Raw genomic sequence first — 17,008 nt, 5'->3', positions numbered from 1 at the left:
GTTTATTTTTTGGTAGTAATTTTGTAAACTACCTTGTATATAATATGGTATTTGAATGGGGAATTTCGTTTAGTGTTCTTTTTTTAAAGAGCTTTCGCAAACTAAACGTTATTCCCCATTTCCTTTTTTTACAACATTTTTTTTGTCTGCTTTTGAAGTTGATGCACAGTGGGTGTATCAATTTAAGTGAGCAAAGGTGTGTCAATTTTGGTGAGCGCTATAGATAAATGGATAGGGGAATTTATTCATTCAATTTGGAGGAATATTTCACCACAGATACTATGAAAAGTACTATTTGTATTTATTCAATGTTTGCATTGGCAGAAATAAAATAAGAGGGTTTCCTTGAAGGGAAATAAAACCAAATTGCTCATAATATTTTTTTACATGATCATCTTTGGCATCAACAAATAAACCTATTATTCCAACATGTTCAGAAATCAGGATGACTTTTTCAACTGCACTGCCGATCAAATAACTACCATATCCATTATTTTGTTTTTTCATCGATACAGCAAGTCTTGCCAGTTTAACTGCAGGGACTTGATCTGGATATTGTTTTGCAATTTTTCTTGGCAAATAGTCTGTTTCGATTTCACATATTGACAATGTATAAAAACCAAGAATGGTTCTTGGATTATCATCATTTATAAGCACAAAAGTGCGAGACATTCCTTTTGATATATGCTGCCTCGCAGTTTTTTGCAGGTAAATATTTAAAGTTAGATTGCCGCAATCAAATTGAGTTCTATCATGAGATTTATCTAAAAGCTCAATCTTTAGCATCACATGTCCTGTTTGTATGTTCTTATTGCCTTAGCAAGTTTTGGGTTTTTCTTTGGGGGGTTTTCTATTATTTGAAACAGGTGATCGGCTGATTGTCTATTCAATTTGATTTTGTTTTCATGTTCAATAATAGTATATGCTTTTTCCAGAGCTGCTTGAACCAAAAATTGATTTATAGTAGCTCCTGATATTTCAGATGCCTCTGTTAACGTGTTATAAACACTCGGAGTTACCCTGGCTGAGACACGAGAGATTTTAGCTTCTGTTTTCATTTTGGAATCCTTATTAGTTTTTTTTATATTATTATTTTTTGCATTATATTGTCTTGGTGCCATTTTGACAACATCTTTGAATGGATTTTTTAAAGGTAAACGGGCATGACTGCGATGCAGTCACCCCCAAATATGGAAATTTGTATCCATTTCCACGGTAAATATTAAAAATGCTGTTTACTCTATTTTTTATCCCCAACTCCCAGGCAGTGTTCATAAGTCCAGGTATGAAAGGTGGTGATTTTGAGTCAGGTTCCTTAATTTTTTGCTGAATACAAGCCCCACCTCATGTACAGCCACGCCTTTTATGCCCCTGTATTTTTCTGCATAGCCTCTTTCCTGAATCTGCTTTAACGCTGGATTGTGCTTTGTCTCTTTTGATTTACCCGCAAACTCCATATTCTCTGTTTTATTCACATCCATATTTTCCTGTTCCACCACTTTTATCTCCATTACATAAATATGTTTTCCTGATTTTACAGTCATGTCAACCTGTCCATGGTTGGTTATATCTTCAGGAATAATCTCTGCATCAAGGGAAGAGAAAAAGGCATAAAGTACAGAAGCATAATATCCTTCATAATCAGCAAGGTCATTGTGTGTAAAGTTTCGCCATGGAATGGATGAAAAAAGACGTTTTATGACATGAACCATTCCTTGAACATCTCCTTGCTCTAAGCAATCATATAAATTATCCTGCAAACCTATTTTTTCATTCACAAGATCGGTGTAGGCGTTTATAAAATGGTCGTGCAGGGCAATTTTGACTTCAAAATTGGGAATTTCAAGCTGGAACATCATCCTTTGGCGGCGGGTAAAGGTTTTTTTCACAGTGAGATAGCCGCTCTGAAACAGAAGAGTCAAAGGATTTATTCTTTCCACATCAAAAGAGTCAATTATTTCTTCTGTCACCACAAGATTTTCAAGAGTTGGAAGAAAATATCGGTTTTTCTGAAAAAGCTTAACTAAAAATGTTGGATTTCCAGTTTCAAACCAGTAGTTTCTATATGCCATTTTATTATGAATGAATAATAAAATATCATAAGGATTATAAACAGGGGTATTACCAAGCCATTTATAACCATTATACCAGTGCATTAATTTTTTAAGATCAACACTTTTTAGGTGTTCGGAGAATTGATTATTAAGATCTTTATGGGTATAACCGCAAATTGTGGAAAAATTTTCATTTAATGTGATATCTGTGAGCTGATTAACTCCACTAAAAAGAGTGACTTTGGAAAATTTGGTTACACCAGTCATAAAGACAAATTGAAGGTGTGCATCCTGCCCCTTGAGAACGGAATAGAGGTTTTTTAGTCCCTCCCGCATATCAGCGGTTATTGCGCTGTTTTCAATATTATCAAGAATGGGTTTGTCATATTCATCAACAAGAACAACGGTTTTCTTACCATGTTTTTTTTGGGCAAATCTTATGAGTTCTCCAAAGGTTCCAGGAATATCTCTTGTGGTATTGAGTTTAACTTGCAGATTGTCTGCATTGTCGTGGAGAATCTCATATATTCTTTTATCAAGATCTTTTCTGTTTTGAAGTGCACCATCTGAAAAATCAATTTTTATGACAGGATATTTTTGACTCCAGTCCCATTTATCATAAATATAAAGGTCATTGAAAAGCTCACTGTTTCCTTCAAAAATTTCTTTTAAAGTGTCAATAAATAGGCTTTTGCCAAACCTTCTTGGTCTTGAGAGAAAGAAGCGTCCAGCATGTTTAATAAGTTCCCATGCTATATGGGTTTTATCCACATAAACCATGTTCTGACTTTTAATGCTTGCAATGGTATTGACACCAAGGGGTAAGTTTTTCATGGGAGTCCTTATGTGGAAAAAGAAGTATGCCAATGATTATAGATTTTGGGTGTCATAATAATGATATTTTTGCAATATAAGGTGAAAACTCCGGATCCAGATACGCCATTTGCCTCCGGATGTTTGATCTCAACTCTATGGCTGGTTGTAAACAGTATTCATTAAATTGTTCCATAGAAACAGATTCTATATTAGGGAACAGCAGTTTTAGATACCCACAGGCTAAACGTTCAACAACTCTGGTGTCTCTTAGATCTCCTTGAGCGTTAATGTGGTCTTTCACAAATGCCTCTTCTCAATATCTTCGATTCTGGATATAGCAGCGTCAAATGAGGATGAGGGTAAAAGATAATCAAGACCTTCTTCTTCCAGTGCCCGTCTTAGGCCCATCATAAGTCCATCTTTTTGACAGGGTTACAGTGCCAAAAGGTATTATTTTGAGATTAAATTCAGTTGGATGTAATTTTTGGGAGAATAATTCATAAAAGCTTTCGCGAAAAAAAGCACTGCTGTCAACAGTCATCGCAGACGCATTTGTAAGTTTTACCCCCTCAATATAAATTGTAATATCTACCATCTTTTCCCACCCAGCAATCCTTGCATCCAGGCTTGTCCGACCATGAAATCCTCAATCCATTCTTCAAAGTCCTCAATAGATTTTTTATAAATTGCGGTTTCATTTTTAATATTTTTTTCAAATATCAAAAGATCATCTATCTCAAATGAATTAAGCAGTAATGGTGAATGGGTGGTGATTATTAATTGTGTGGTTTTTGAAGCCTTTTTGATGGCTTCTGAAATTGTGTTGATCATATCCGGGTGTAGGCTAATTTCAGGTTCATCAATACAGGCAATGCTTCCCCTTTCGGGGTTGAATAATATCGACATCAAAATAAGATATCGAAGTGTTCCATCTGAAATATGCTCTATGGAAACAGATTTTGACAGGCACTCTTCCCGAAGCACAAGATACAATTTAGAACCCATAAACGCAAAATTAATATCTTTGAATGTTAGATTAATTTTTTTTATTGCGTCTTCAATTTTTTCATAACTTAACGGATGGTTGTTTTTAATATGATTGATTATAGTCATCAGATTTTGGCCATCCGGCAATAGTTTCGTTTCTGTACCATAACCAGAGGGCTGACGGATTACACTGTGAAAACTGGTATCAAAATAGAAATAGACTGATATTCCTTCTATCGCTCTTTTTAAAGTGAACAGAGGGTAAAAGCGGTCAGGGTCAGAAATTTGCCTTAAGACTGGCTCCGTTGGCTTGAAATTGATCTGTTTTTCTTTCTGCGGGTATTTTTGAATCCCATCCTTTTCTTTTTCCAGTGTAGAGATAACACCTTGACCATGTGTCATTTCCATATAGATGAAATCATTGCCATCTTGGGTCATGCTTTTGCAGTACAGTTTTTCCTTTAGATAGTATGAAGTATTCCCCATCCTGTAAATTGTTAATTCATAAACCGGATTATCAGGAAATTGATAGCCTTTTTGGGTGTTGATATGTTCTATGGAATTTTTATCAAATTCAAATGATAACTTTATGTATTTTTTTTCTTCTGAATTGAAATTTGCAACAGAGTTGAAACCGCCCCAGTCTTTCAATAATATTTGTTCAAGCCCATTGCCAGTAATGCTTTCCTGAAGCAGATGAATGGCTTTAAGTAGATTTGTTTTGCCACTGCCGTTAATTCCTAAAAGAATATTGATATCTGGATTGAGTTCTACAGTTACTGGAAGGCTGAAACTAAAAAAATTTTCCAGTGTTATTTTAGAAATCATAAGTTTCTCACGGTAAGCCTAATTTATTTAATATTAATTTTTGATGGATTCGATAAAAGTCTGATAACAGCATTCTTTTACCGTGAAAATGACTATCATTTTTATACTTGGGGTGATTGATACGAAATCAATCATGCCCGTTTAAATCAGTGATGTCCGGTTAGGTTTTTGCATTTAGATTTCTAACTTGCTCTTTGAAAATTGCATTGTGATCAATTGAGGTAAAAGAAATACCGTGCAGTTCGTTTAGAATGGTTGTCCGAATTTCTCTAACCCTCTTGATTGACACAGTTTCATTGAATTGCCTTCGGCAATAGATGGCCATTAGCAAATATGTAATGAGACCACCAAGGATTTAGACCATAAGTCCGTAGCGGCTTCTGGCAATCAGATGATAAACATTCAGGTGCTTTTTCCACCATTGGAAAAAGGTTTCGATTCTCCATCTGAGTTTATAGATGGTTGCGATTTGCCCGGCTGTAAGATCATGTATATCTGTACCGACAAAATATTTCACATTGCCAACTTTGTAGCCCATATGCTGACTTAGTCAACTCTTGAAAAACAAATTACAACTGTTCCTGTCCCCGGCTGTTTATGACTTCCGAGAAATTGCTTCGACTAATGCCGTCTTCCGGTGCAATGCACTTTTTGGCAAACTCGTTATCACGGAGATCCTGCACAAGATGGCGAGCAGAATGATGTTCTTGAAGATGAAAATATATCAAAGCATTCATCTGGTCTTCAAAAGTCATCTGCAAAGGGCGGTCTCCTCTGGAAAGAAGCTCTGGCACAAATGACAAAATTACATCTAAAGGTTCTAAAAATAAATTATAAGTTCGTGAGTTGATTTTGTGTTTAAAAATTAAAGGTCTATGCATTGGTTCATTCCTTATTATTATTTAATGTTAGAACAATAATAAGGCATTTGACCTTTAGTTGCGACCCTTGCAAAAAACTAACCGGACATCACTTGTGTCGCCTATGAGTAGATATTTGTTTTAGGCTAATTTTTGCAATCTTTAAAGTAGCGTTTCAGTGCAAATTCAACTCTGTCTTTAACCATTTCTCTAAAAAAATCTTTTTCCCAGTAGGGTTTATAGATATCTTTCAGTGTAAATGTCCCTCTTTTTTTATCAAGTATAAAACAGTCTGAGGGTTTATTGCTCAATTTATCAAGGGGCATATTTTTCAGATGGGATATAGCAGCATTTATTGACAAGTCGGAAGGTTTTTTACTTTTTGCAGGGGAGTATAGTCGTATCTGTATTGACTGTTGGTCAGATACCATTCACGGAAAGGTTCTGCAATGTCTTGAATTTGCCAGATATATCCCCCAATATCAAGAATGATTTTGATTACTACCATTTTATAAGACCGTGTTGGATTAAGACCTGTTTCAATATATCTGAGAAATATTTCTCCAGGTGTGTTCAGAAGTGCTTGTTCCTCTGCTGGACAGTTTTCACGATCACAGTAAAGCCTTGTCCTCAACCAACTGCCAAATGGCGATGGTTTCAGGTAGAGTCCTGGATCAATATCATATGCATTTGAGAGCATATCAACAAGATTCAGGGCAGATTCCCGGTTCAGATCTGATTTTATGTCATGATAGATTATTTTAAGACGTTCAGCACGGCTCATGCTGCTGTTGATTATCTGCTTTAAATCCTGCTGCCATAGTCGCCTTATTTTAACATCCGCGCTTAAATGACAGGATTCTGGAAAGTTCTTTTCCACCATAGAGGCCACATTTGATTTGCCGTTACGAAAGTCTCCAAATCGTTTTTCAGATGAAAATGCCTCAAGGCTTGTGCATCCACACAGGGCAAGGGGGGCAATATGAACTTTTCTGAAATTCCCGATAAAATCAAGCACCACCAGAAAATCTTTATTGGGAGCCAGCCGGAGTCCCCTGCCAAGCTGTTGAAAAAAAAGGGTAAAGGAAAGGGTAGGGCGGAGAAATAAAATATGTGTGATTTCAGGGATATCCACCCCTTCATTGAAAATATCCACAGTGCAGATAACATTGAGGGGATGGCTCTCTCTTTTAAGTGAAAGTATCATCTGTTCACGTTCTTCATGGCTGGAATCACCGCAAATGGCAACGGCAGGAATTTGAAAATTGTCGTTCAGGTGTTTTGCTGTGTATTTTGCATGACTCACAGAACTGCAAAAGGCAAGTGCCTTGATTTTACCTGATGAAGGCAGATATTTTTTTAGATTTTGGGCAATGATTAGGGTGCGCGTATCATTTTGAAGAGCAATTTCAAGCTCTGCTTCATCATATCGGTTGCCCCGCCATGTAATCTGTTCGTAATCTGTTTCATCATAGATTGCAAAATATTGAAACGGTGTCAGCCATCCTTTTTTTATGGCATCCATTACCCTGATTTCGCAGACAATATTGTAATCGCAGTACTCAAGAACATCACGGCCATCCATCCTTTCCGGTGTTGCTGTAAGCCCCAACAAAAAGCGGGGTTTGAAATGATTAAGAACCTTCCGGTAAGTTGTTGCTTCACTGTGGTGGAACTCGTCAATGACAATATACTCAAAAGTTTCTGGATCAAAGGAGGAAAGGCGGGTTGAACGGCTCAATGTCTGAATCATTGCAAACAGAGAATCTGCTTTTCCGGCAGGGATATTGCCACCACCATACACCGCACCAAACTCTTTTAAATTCAGAACTTTTCTAAAGGTTCTCATGGCATCTGCCACAATTTTTTCCCTGTGTGCAATAAACAGAACGCTTTTGCAGTTACTTTGCATAAAATCAAAGGCTGCGAGAAAGGTTTTGCCGATACCTGTAGCAGCAATCACCGCCGCCCTATTAATTTGTTTTTTCCTGAAACCGGCAAGGGTTTCAAGTGCTTGCTGTTGAGCTTCGTTGGGTTTAATCGAAAAATTTTCATAACCATCACCACCATCAAAATTATCAACAGTTTTTTCATATGAAGGGCTGCCCCATGATGATATTCTGTCAAAAATTTTGCTGTTGTCATCTCCTCTGTTTTTCTGATCAGAAAATGGGCTTTGAAAAGCGGTACGGGCTTTTTCAAAGCGGGTTTCATAAGCTTTTAAAAATTCATCTGAAAGAGGTACAGACTTGTAGTGCCATATTTCATCATAGTTTTTGACAGCAGATTCATAGTGGGAAGTAAGGGAATATCTGTTATCTTTATGGTCTTGATTTCCATGACCTGGGAAAGCTTTCTCCGCTTCTTTTTTTTCCATCGAGCTCTCATTTTTGAGCAGATTGATTTCAAGGGGTGTAAAGTAGTTCCACTCCACATTTTTCTGCATTCCTGCCTGGGTGAAATTGGAAGAGCCTATGAGCATTGCACCACTTCCGTCTCCATGGGTGAAAAGCCATGTTTTTACATGAAAGTTGGGTGGCTGTTTATCAAATGGTAAATCCGGTGGATGAAATATCCGCATCTGAGCTTCGGGAACGTGGGTTTGAAAATGGGGGAAATATTCAGGGCGGGTGATGTTACCCATTGTGGAAAAAATAACTTTCAGCAATCCGCCATTTCTTGTAAAATCAGACAGTTCTGAAATAAGCAGATTGGCCTGACCAGGCGAATAAAAGGCCGATGCAAGCCGGACTTCTGTACTAATCTGAAGTTCACTTTGAATGGTGCGAAGGAGTTTTTTTTGCTGTTCGGGGTTATATATCAGAGATGGACTCTGTGAAAGTGGGGGCAGGTCTTCAGTGGAATATATAAAATTTTTATTTGTATCATCAGCTCCATCTCCGGAGGAAGGAGCTGTTGTCACCTGTTCCAGAAAAAGATGTTTTTGGAATGCTCCCCTTTTCTGAGTTCTTTCCTTCTGTTTTGACATAAGATCGTTCAGGGTAAAACCTTGAAATTCAATGGCAGCAAGGAGAATCTCAAGAAGATCAGCAGCCTCTTTGAGAATATTCTTTTTATCATCTCTTTGCCACTCGTTAAAGAGTTCAAAGGACTCTTCAAGGATTTTCTGCCCCAGTGCATCTTTGAGTTCTTTGCCGCTTATGGGGCGTATAATGGCTTTTTTCCCTGCTTTTTCAATTATTTGGGGGATATTGTCACGTATTAGCTTGTTGTAAATTGTGGATTGTTTTTTCAATTTTTAAAATCCCAATGCCACATTGCTGAAGGTTACTACTCAATACCAATTGATCTGGCACGTTCTTTCCATAGCTTACGGGCAAGTACCCGCATATCCTCGACTCTGTCCATTTCATCCATGATTTCCACACCAAGCAGGGTTTCAACCAGATCCTCAAGGGTTACGACTCCACTCGTCCCACCATACTCATCAACTACAAGAGCTATGTGCTGACGATCCTTCAGGAAATAGTCAAGTAACATCGGCAATGATGCTGTTTCAGGAACAGCATGGATGTAACGTTTAAGGGATTTGAGCATTTTTTCCTGCTGGCCTGAAGCTTTGCTCAACAAAATGTCATCCCTCAGTACAAAGCCGGTAATGTTGTCAATACTTGTCTTATAAAGCGGAAGGCGTGAGAATGGTTTATCTTTGATGTTCTCAAATTCCTCCGATACAGTTCTATTTTCTGCAAGGGCAAACATTACACTGCGTGGAGTCATGACATCCATGGCTTTCACTGATCCATATCGAAACAGATTGCGAATAATGCGGGACTCGTTATCTTGAATGTGCCCGCTGTCATTACCGAGCCGCGCCATTGCAATAAACTCGTCACGACTGAAATTGTGGACGGGCTTTCCGCGTGATATAAGCTTTGTCAATTTCTCAGATATCCATACAATTGGATAAAGAATTACTATAAGACCCTGCACAAAAAGCGCAGTCGGCATAACGAGTTTTGACCAATAAATGGCACCTATGGTTTTAGGAATGATTTCAGAAAAAAACAGAATAGCCAATGTCATGACCGCAGAGAACAGGGCAAACCAGGTACTCCCAAAAACATCATTAGCTTTTGCACCCGCACCTATGGCACCTGCTGTGTGTGCGATGGTATTGAGAGTTAAAATTGCTGCAAGTGAAAGATCAACATTATCCTGTTTCAATCGCTTCAGGAGCGCAGCATGTTTGGGACGTTTTATCTTCTGTCCCTCGATGTATGACGGTGTAATGCTCAGTAATACAGCTTCAGCAACTGAACAGAGAAATGAAAAGCCAATTGCCAGCAGCACATAGGCAATTAAAAGCAGGGTATCGGTGTTCATATCTTATTAAATGAGTGGTACCTAAGTTTTATATCCAGATTATACCTGACTAAGTTGTTTATGGGCAAGACAAGCAGAGCAAAACTGGAAAAGTGAAATAACATACATGGCGGATGACCACCACATTAGAAATAACAGGGGAATATTGATTCCTTATTATATATCTTGTCCATGCCATGGATACTCTTTTATCAGAAAGGAGTTGTTTTGTTTGATAATATTAATGGCATGTTCAAAATGTTCACACACAAGAATGCCTAACTGGCGTTCTGATTTGGGATTGAGTTTTTTTTGCCAGTTTTTTTCTGGTGTTATGAATATATAATTAAGCTTTTTCATAAATTCAATACGAGGAGCATTTTTATAAACCGGGCTTAGTAATGTTTTAATACTGTTTTTTAATGCATATTGTATAAAATAGAGCCTTAGTAGCTGATTAAAGCCTCTTCTTCTAAAAGGCTTTAATGTAGCAGCACTGGTAAATATAATGGCAGGAAAATCAGTTGATGCAGGTACGGTGCATTTAAGAATTTTTTCTGCTTCAGTTCGTTCATTTACTGTTATTCCCCTCATTGTTGAAAGAGCAGTCATATTTTCATCCAGAACAAGCAGGACAATGCTTTCATCATCTGTCTTTGACCATAACAGTTTTTCTGGTTTTAAAAGCGTAAATTCAGTTGATCGGCTGAATTCTGAAATACGCAACTCCTCCACTTTTTTTCTATCTTGTTCCGTTGCTTTTTTAATCTGTTTCATCTGGTTCTCCTGTTCAGAATTGTCTTTGATTTCTACTCAGTAATTTTCTGGTAAATAGCATCTGCGCTATTCATTATTGGCATAAGAAGAAGAGGGTCGAGCTGAACCATTTGAGCAGCTTCAAGGTTTACAAGAATTGAAAACTTGGTTCCTGTATCCATTGGAAGTGCAGAAGGTGGAGTACCTTTCAATATTTTTACAGCGTATTCTGCCGCCTGTTGGCCAAAAGCATAATCGTTGACGCCAATTCCAACTATAATTCCTTTTTTTATGTAGATTGGATCTCCAAAGGATGGGGTTTGGTGTTTTTTAAATGCATTTCTGAACAGATAAAAATTTTTTTCATATGTTCCCGATGCCTGTACATACATTGCATCAACCTGGGGAAGGACTGTATCCAGAGATTTTTTGAGGTTGAACCTGATTTCATCGTTTGACAACGAGTCACCGTTACCTTTTGTTAAAGAAAATCCATCATAAATAAACTTTATACCGTTTTTTTTACACATTGCCTTTATCTGTGAGAGAACAGCTTCATGGCTTGGGGAGCCTTTAAGATAAGTAATTCCTATTTTTGTGAACTTGCTCAGTTCATAAATCTGAGTAATACCCTTTAATACCTGGTTGGGAGTAGCAATTCCCGTTACATTGGAGCCTGAACTTTTCCAGTTGGATATTATTCCGGAGTTGACTGGAGAACCAACAACTGTAAAGACAATAGGTATATTTTGAATGATATCAGAGGCTTTTTTGGTACTTTGGGTTCCCATGGTAAATAAAAGGTCAAAAGAGTTCTTTTCTTTAATATCTTTTATCTTCCCTTCAAGAATTGCCATATTTTTTTCGGCATTGTAATTTTCCACAGATACCATTCCCCTTATATCTGAATCATCTAAACCCTTTAGAAAGCCTTTATATGCTGCTGTGTAGGAGCCAAATACCTGGTGCTGAAGTGCAAGAATTTTGTACTTGGCATCAGAGCATTCTGTTGTTACAGCAGGAAGCAAAATCATCATAAGAATGCACAGTACCATGGGACTCATAAATATTTGTTGTAAAAATGATTGTTTTTTATTCAGAATTGATGCATTATTTTTCAATATTTTGCCTCCTGGAAAAGTCTGTTTTTAGCAATAATCCCTTGCTTAGTAATTGGGTTTAATTAACTTACCCAAGCTCCCCATCGTAAGCCTGTAAGAGGTGGCTGGAGGTGATATGAATGGGCAAGTTATTAAAAATCAATTCCTTATTCCTTTGAAATGGATACAAAGATTTCCATCTTTGGGGAGTTTCTTCATGCGTGTCTCAGGTTTGGCTCCTGATAATATTTTGTTTTCATAACGGTAAAATAGTGTCAGAGGATATAGATTTTTTGATTACTGGTCAATCCTTAAATTTTGGGCATAGAGAACATGCCTTCAGTAATTGTCTGGAATAACTGGCATCCGTCATTTCTTTTCAAAATCAGTTTTTGAGGTTCCCTCTATTTTCAGTCAGGGTGGTGATCAACAATGATAATGAGTCTTGGTAAAAAGATAATTGTACTGGCAACACTTGTTGTGCTTGGAATGCAGTGCTTAAGTTGTGTTCTTGAGATAGGTTTTCTTTATCGCAGGATAGAGAATGGATATCTGACAAAATACAAATTGTCCTGTATGGCAATTAAGCGCAAGATTGAGAGATCTTTGCTTTACGGAAAGAAAATTGAAAGACTTAACTATGAGAGGCTTCTTAAGGGTTTAATTCCTGATGATATTTCCAATCTTGCATTCATTGATACTGAGAAAAAGGTTCTTTTCTCTTTAAATCCACTTAAAATTGAGAAGTTTTTGTTACGAACTGGAGAAACAATTGTCCAGGGTAAACATGGTAATGAATATGCAATGGCATTTCCTGTTATGCAGAGAGAGAGTTTTCAGGGCAATATGCTTGTATTTCTTCCTGATAAAGAGATTAAAGAAAAGATAATGCCCATTGTTAAAGAGGTTATTTTAAAGTTTCTGCTGGTTTTTCTTGTCCTCATTGCAATGCTTTACTGGATATTGCATCGTTTTATGGAGAGGCCATTTGATAATTACATAGAGAATTTAAAAGATGCAATTGTAAAAAAAGATAAAAAAATACTAAAGACTGCTGGCGTGGATATGCAGTGCTATTTTGAAGCCGAAGGGATTATTGATACCTTGAAAGGTGATAAATGGCTGGAATTACAGGGAGGCAAAGGCGACCATATAGGCCAGGATGAACGACACATGTTTGTACTTGTCCTTCAGGAAAATTATGAGCTGTTTAAGAAAATGAAAGCGGTTAGCAATCTTAAAGAGTGTGTTGATAAAAATCTGCTTGATGAAACTATTCTGCAGAAAGTTGAAGCTAATATTAATAAATATGAAAATATAAAAGATGACTACGAATTTATTGTTAGTATCCAGCAGCTATGGCACCAAATAATAAAAAGCAAATAATAAAAAGCAAATAATAAAAAGCAAACAATGAGTTGCTGGCATGTGGATTTGGCGTTTTTGATTTAGGTGTACCCTTTTTTGAATATCCGGCGTAAACTGTTGCTATTAAACCTCCATGAGCTCTTCTCGCAGACTTGCGAGGGGGAGAACAGTAAAAATAGGTACAATCTTTTGATTTTTTACGGGATAATCAATTTTCCTCTTTGATAAACTATTAAGTGTTTTTTTGTAAAATAACAGAAAAATATGGAATAAATGTTATGGATACATTTAGAGCTTCAAAAAGAATGGTTATTATTGTATTCTTTTTTATAGCAGCTACTCAGGCGTTTTATACTTATAGAAATATTGTTATTTTCCAGGAGCAGTATGAGAAATTGACAGATGCACAGGCATCTGAACTGGGAAAAGTTATTGAAAACTATTTTTCAGTTCCCATAGATCTTGAGATACCAATAGAGAGAATTGGAGGTATTAAAAAATATCTTTTTGAGGTGATTGAAACAGCCCCCTTTATTTCATTTATAAAAATACTAAAAGAGAGTGAGGAGATATATTCAGCCAAGGTATCTGATCAATTTCAAAGAGTTATTGTCTCTCCGATTCATGGTAAAAATGGTGATGTGATAGCAGAAATTCATCTTGGCGTTTTGTCTGACACCAAAGCGAGCTCAAGGAAACTTCTGATAGATCTTTCCACTATTATTATAGCGTGTCTTGTATATACATATGAGCTTCTTATCTTTATAGCATCTTATGTAATTGTTGTTCCAGGTTATCATATGATAAGAGAGCTGAACAAGAGTGTTGCCAATCTCAGCCTTTCGTCAAATATTGATAAAAATTCCGGAGGTTTTGCATCTGTCCTGCTGGAGATGGAAAAAAAAGTTACACCCATGATGCTGATTCTGACCCATTTTTTATATTCACTTCAGCAACTTGCCGACGCTGTAAGTGAGAAAACACATTCAGGAAAGATTCAGATACTTTCAAAAATTGAAATATATAAAAACAAGATTGAGTCACTCATAAAAAACGGGAAGATCTTGAAAAAAAGACTTTTCCGGGGCATGTCAGACCCATTGTGGCAACCTTTATTCTTGCAGCAAACCTTCAGTCAAGTTTTCTCCCTGTCTTTACAAAGGAGCTACTTGTAAATCATACATTTCTTGATACACTTTTCCCTGAGTCAATATTGATAGGTCTCCCCATAACACTTTACATGATAATGGTTACATCAACTTTGATGTTTCTTGGATCAAGCTACTGTTCTGTAAAACCATATAAAGCCCTATTGATAGGTCTTGTGTGTGCTGCGGCAGGGTTTATTGCATGTGGTTTTGCAATCAATATAATTCATTTGATTGCAGGAAGAATGCTGTGCGCTGTGGGATTTTCAATGATTGTTTTTTACTGCCGTAAATATATTGTGGAGAACTCCAAACCCCAGAACAGGGCACGCCATCTTGCAGGATATACAGCGGCTTTTTCCGGAGGGATGCTTTGCAGTATTGTAGTAGGCGGGATCATCAAAGAGTATTTTTCATATCAGGTTGTATTTTTTCTTTCTGCTGTCATGCTGCTTATTGTACTAAAATTTGCCCATATGGTTTTCAAGGATTACGGTAATGAAATTGACTTGATGGGTGAAAAACAGGGAAAAGGTGATCTGAACGAGAAACCGGTTGAAAAAAAAGTGGAAAAAAACATTGCCCTTTTTGCCAGATTATTGTTCAGGGACGGTGAGCTTGTATCCATTTTTATACAGGGTATTGTAACAAGGATAATATTTATAGGTTTCTTTTATTATACAATGCCGATTTTTCTAAGGAATTACTTCTCTTTTTCAGATGTTGGAAGAATAATGATGTTCTATGCAATATCCAGCATCCTTCTGTCAACATGGCTTAATAAATTTGTCAAAGGCACAAAGGACAGTGTCTGGGGAATATTTATCTCCAACATGGTTCTTGGTGCCTCCATGTGTATTTTTATGCTTCTTGATCTCAGTAATATTCTTAATATTATTATTGTATCAATTGCAGTTCTTTTTGTTCTTGGTATCTCCAACAGTATAACATTCCCGTCCCAGGTCAATCTGCTCCTGGAAACAAAGACAGCAAAGGAGATGGGGATAGATACTCCAATGGCGGTTTTTCAGTCAATTGAAAGAGTTGGAAGTGCATTGGGGCCAATTGTTTTTGGTGCGTTATCTGTGTGGCTTGATACCCGCCAGACAATAGGCTGCGTGGGATCATTATGCCTTGTAAGCGCAATTGCATTTTTGCTGGCATATAGAAAAAGAGTCATGTCGTAAGTTCATAGTATAGGAATTTCCATTTTTATCCTGCAAAAGCAAGAGGTTATGGAAAAAGCCTGCCCAAAGGGCGCTAAGTTCAATAAACATTAATGTACCCTTTTTGAACTATTGTAAAGACTCAAGAGATTATAGGTGTCGATTTTGAGAATTTATGCCGGATATTCAAAAAAGAGTAACTCAATAAACATAGTTCTGACAATGCTTTGAAATGGATGGCTAATATGAGAGATATAAACCGTTTAACAAGCATGATATTGATTTGTATTTTAAGCTGTATCTTGTTGATTCCTTTAAATATTCATGCAAAGGATATTTATAAAATTGCTGTTGTTCAGCACCAGGATATGCTTCTTTTTTCCACAGCTTTTGAGGGTTTTAAGGCGGGAATTAAAGAGTTGGGTTTTGCTGAAAAATAGACATAGACCATTTTAATGCAAAAAACGATATTAAAAAACTTGATGAGGTTTTGCTTGGATATAATGACAGAAAAGATCTTGATTTGATTTTTACCATAGGTACCAGAAGTACCAGGAAAGCCATAGAGAATATTTCATCTATCCCCATAGTTTTTACAGGCGTGACAGATCCTGTCAATGCCGGCATTTTAAGCAACTGGAAGAGTTCAGGCAGGAATCTGACCGGAATAGGAACTCCAAGTTATATTACCATGGGGATAAAAATGTTGTTCGAGAATCTTGATGACCCATCCACGCTTGGCATGATTTATCTTGAAGGCTCTCCAAGTCATGAAGGTGGTATTCAACAGGTGCAAGCTTTTGCAAAGGAGGCAGGCTTTAATTTTGTTTATAAGGGGTTTCCATTGAGAGATACTGAAGGTAAAAAGAAGTCAGATGATGAGGTAAGAAAGAGTATAAGGGCTTGCCTTGAATATGTTCTTCCAAAGGTTAAACTTTTTTTTGTCCAGCCATCACAATCTTTTTCCCAGCACTTTGATATTTTCAAGGAAGAGTTTGTCAAGTATCAGACCTTCAGTGCAGGTGACCCCATGTATATAAAACAAGGTATTATCATGGGGATAGGACGTGATATTCATGAGTTTGGAAAACAATCTGCTCAGTATGCAATTGAAATACTCAATGGTGTTCCGCCATCTGATCTGCCAATGGATACTGGAGAGCAGTTTCTGATTGAGTTTAATTTAAAAGCTGCTGAACTTGTAAACTTTGCCCCTCCCATTATGTTGCTTGCTGCCACAGATATCATTCATAAGAATATTGAAACAGTTAGCGATTCATCTGATGAGTAGTATTCCTGTGGGCGAAATATACGGCCATGAATGAAAAATATTTGGCATCCTTCATATCATCATAGACAGCAAGTTCACACTTTTCTGAATGGTATTTAGAAAACAAGGGTTTCCCCCTAAACGGGCATGATTGATTACGTATCAATCACCTCAAATATAAAAATGATAGTCATTTTTACGGTAAACAGGCATGATTGCGTATCAATCATCCCCAAGTATGAAAAAGATAGTCATTTTCACGGTAAACGGTCATGGCCGGCATTCAGCCACCCCCGAATATGGAAATTTGTATCTATTTCCACGGTAAA

General features: G+C 37.1%; 15 protein-coding genes and 1 pseudogene. 5 read left to right on the top strand and 11 right to left on the bottom strand.

Annotated features, from left to right (window positions below; genetic code table 11):
- Positions 1-291: 291 nt before the first annotated feature.
- From MTBBW1_RS04345 to MTBBW1_RS04290, 11 genes and pseudogenes are all read right to left on the bottom strand, one after another.
- A complete protein-coding gene (locus MTBBW1_RS04345; protein WP_080799589.1) occupies positions 292-786 on the bottom strand; it encodes a GNAT family N-acetyltransferase in 495 nt (164 codons plus the stop codon).
- A complete protein-coding gene (locus MTBBW1_RS04340) occupies positions 786-1,121 on the bottom strand; it encodes a type II toxin-antitoxin system TacA family antitoxin (RefSeq protein WP_222423978.1) in 336 nt (111 codons plus the stop codon). The genes MTBBW1_RS04345 and MTBBW1_RS04340 overlap by 1 nt, the downstream gene beginning before the upstream one ends.
- A 150-nt stretch (positions 1,122-1,271) precedes the next feature.
- Complete coding sequence (locus MTBBW1_RS04335; RefSeq protein ID WP_080799586.1) at positions 1,272-2,888, bottom strand: ATP-binding protein; 1,617 nt, start codon at positions 2,886-2,888, stop codon at positions 1,272-1,274.
- Positions 2,889-2,940: 52 nt separating this feature from the next.
- Positions 2,941-3,171, bottom strand: coding sequence for a BREX system Lon protease-like protein BrxL (locus MTBBW1_RS30290; RefSeq protein WP_080799582.1), 231 nt, complete (start codon positions 3,169-3,171; stop codon positions 2,941-2,943).
- Between the two features lie 69 nt (positions 3,172-3,240).
- Positions 3,241-3,465, bottom strand: coding sequence for a hypothetical protein (locus MTBBW1_RS04325; RefSeq protein WP_080799580.1), 225 nt, complete (start codon positions 3,463-3,465; stop codon positions 3,241-3,243).
- Entirely contained in the window at positions 3,459-4,685 is a 1,227-nt protein-coding gene (locus tag MTBBW1_RS04320; protein WP_080799577.1) for an AAA family ATPase, read from the bottom strand. The genes MTBBW1_RS04325 and MTBBW1_RS04320 overlap by 7 nt, the downstream gene beginning before the upstream one ends.
- A gap of 160 nt (positions 4,686-4,845) precedes the next feature.
- Positions 4,846-5,566, bottom strand: a pseudogene (locus MTBBW1_RS04315) (transposase).
- 331 nt (positions 5,567-5,897) lie between these two features.
- Positions 5,898-8,801, bottom strand: a complete 2,904-nt coding sequence (locus MTBBW1_RS04305; protein WP_080799571.1) for a DEAD/DEAH box helicase family protein — start codon at positions 8,799-8,801, stop codon at positions 5,898-5,900.
- A 35-nt stretch (positions 8,802-8,836) separates the two neighbouring features.
- A complete protein-coding gene (locus MTBBW1_RS04300; protein WP_080799569.1) occupies positions 8,837-9,892 on the bottom strand; it encodes a CNNM domain-containing protein in 1,056 nt (351 codons plus the stop codon).
- A gap of 156 nt (positions 9,893-10,048) precedes the next feature.
- On the bottom strand, positions 10,049-10,648 hold the full coding sequence (locus MTBBW1_RS04295; protein ID WP_080799567.1) for a hypothetical protein: 600 nt from the start codon (positions 10,646-10,648) through the stop codon (positions 10,049-10,051).
- A 32-nt stretch (positions 10,649-10,680) separates the two neighbouring features.
- Positions 10,681-11,748, bottom strand: a complete 1,068-nt coding sequence (locus MTBBW1_RS04290) for an ABC transporter substrate-binding protein (RefSeq protein ID WP_080799565.1) — start codon at positions 11,746-11,748, stop codon at positions 10,681-10,683.
- Between the two features lie 411 nt (positions 11,749-12,159).
- On the opposite strand from MTBBW1_RS04290, the gene MTBBW1_RS04285 reads away from it, so the two are divergent.
- The 5 genes from MTBBW1_RS04285 to MTBBW1_RS04265 all read left to right on the top strand — a co-directional run bounded on the left by MTBBW1_RS04285 (position 12,160) and on the right by MTBBW1_RS04265 (position 16,700).
- A complete protein-coding gene (locus MTBBW1_RS04285; protein ID WP_080799562.1) occupies positions 12,160-13,113 on the top strand; it encodes a hypothetical protein in 954 nt (317 codons plus the stop codon).
- Positions 13,114-13,373: 260 nt separating this feature from the next.
- On the top strand, positions 13,374-14,270 hold the full coding sequence (locus MTBBW1_RS04280) for a hypothetical protein (protein ID WP_080799560.1): 897 nt from the start codon (positions 13,374-13,376) through the stop codon (positions 14,268-14,270).
- Entirely contained in the window at positions 14,198-15,430 is a 1,233-nt protein-coding gene (locus MTBBW1_RS04275) for an MFS transporter (protein ID WP_186441072.1), read from the top strand. The genes MTBBW1_RS04280 and MTBBW1_RS04275 overlap by 73 nt, the downstream gene beginning before the upstream one ends.
- Before the next feature lie 224 nt (positions 15,431-15,654).
- Positions 15,655-15,849, top strand: coding sequence for a hypothetical protein (locus MTBBW1_RS04270; RefSeq protein ID WP_080799555.1), 195 nt, complete (start codon positions 15,655-15,657; stop codon positions 15,847-15,849).
- A complete protein-coding gene (locus MTBBW1_RS04265; RefSeq protein WP_080799552.1) occupies positions 15,846-16,700 on the top strand; it encodes an ABC transporter substrate binding protein in 855 nt (284 codons plus the stop codon). Before MTBBW1_RS04270 ends, MTBBW1_RS04265 begins: the two co-directional genes overlap by 4 nt.
- Positions 16,701-17,008: the final 308 nt, after the last annotated feature.

It is taken from the genome of Desulfamplus magnetovallimortis (genome assembly GCF_900170035.1).
GTDB lineage: Bacteria > Desulfobacterota > Desulfobacteria > Desulfobacterales > Desulfobacteraceae > Desulfamplus > Desulfamplus magnetovallimortis.
The sequence above is the reverse complement of the archived record's forward strand: the minus strand, read 5'-3'. Positions and strand labels throughout refer to the sequence as shown.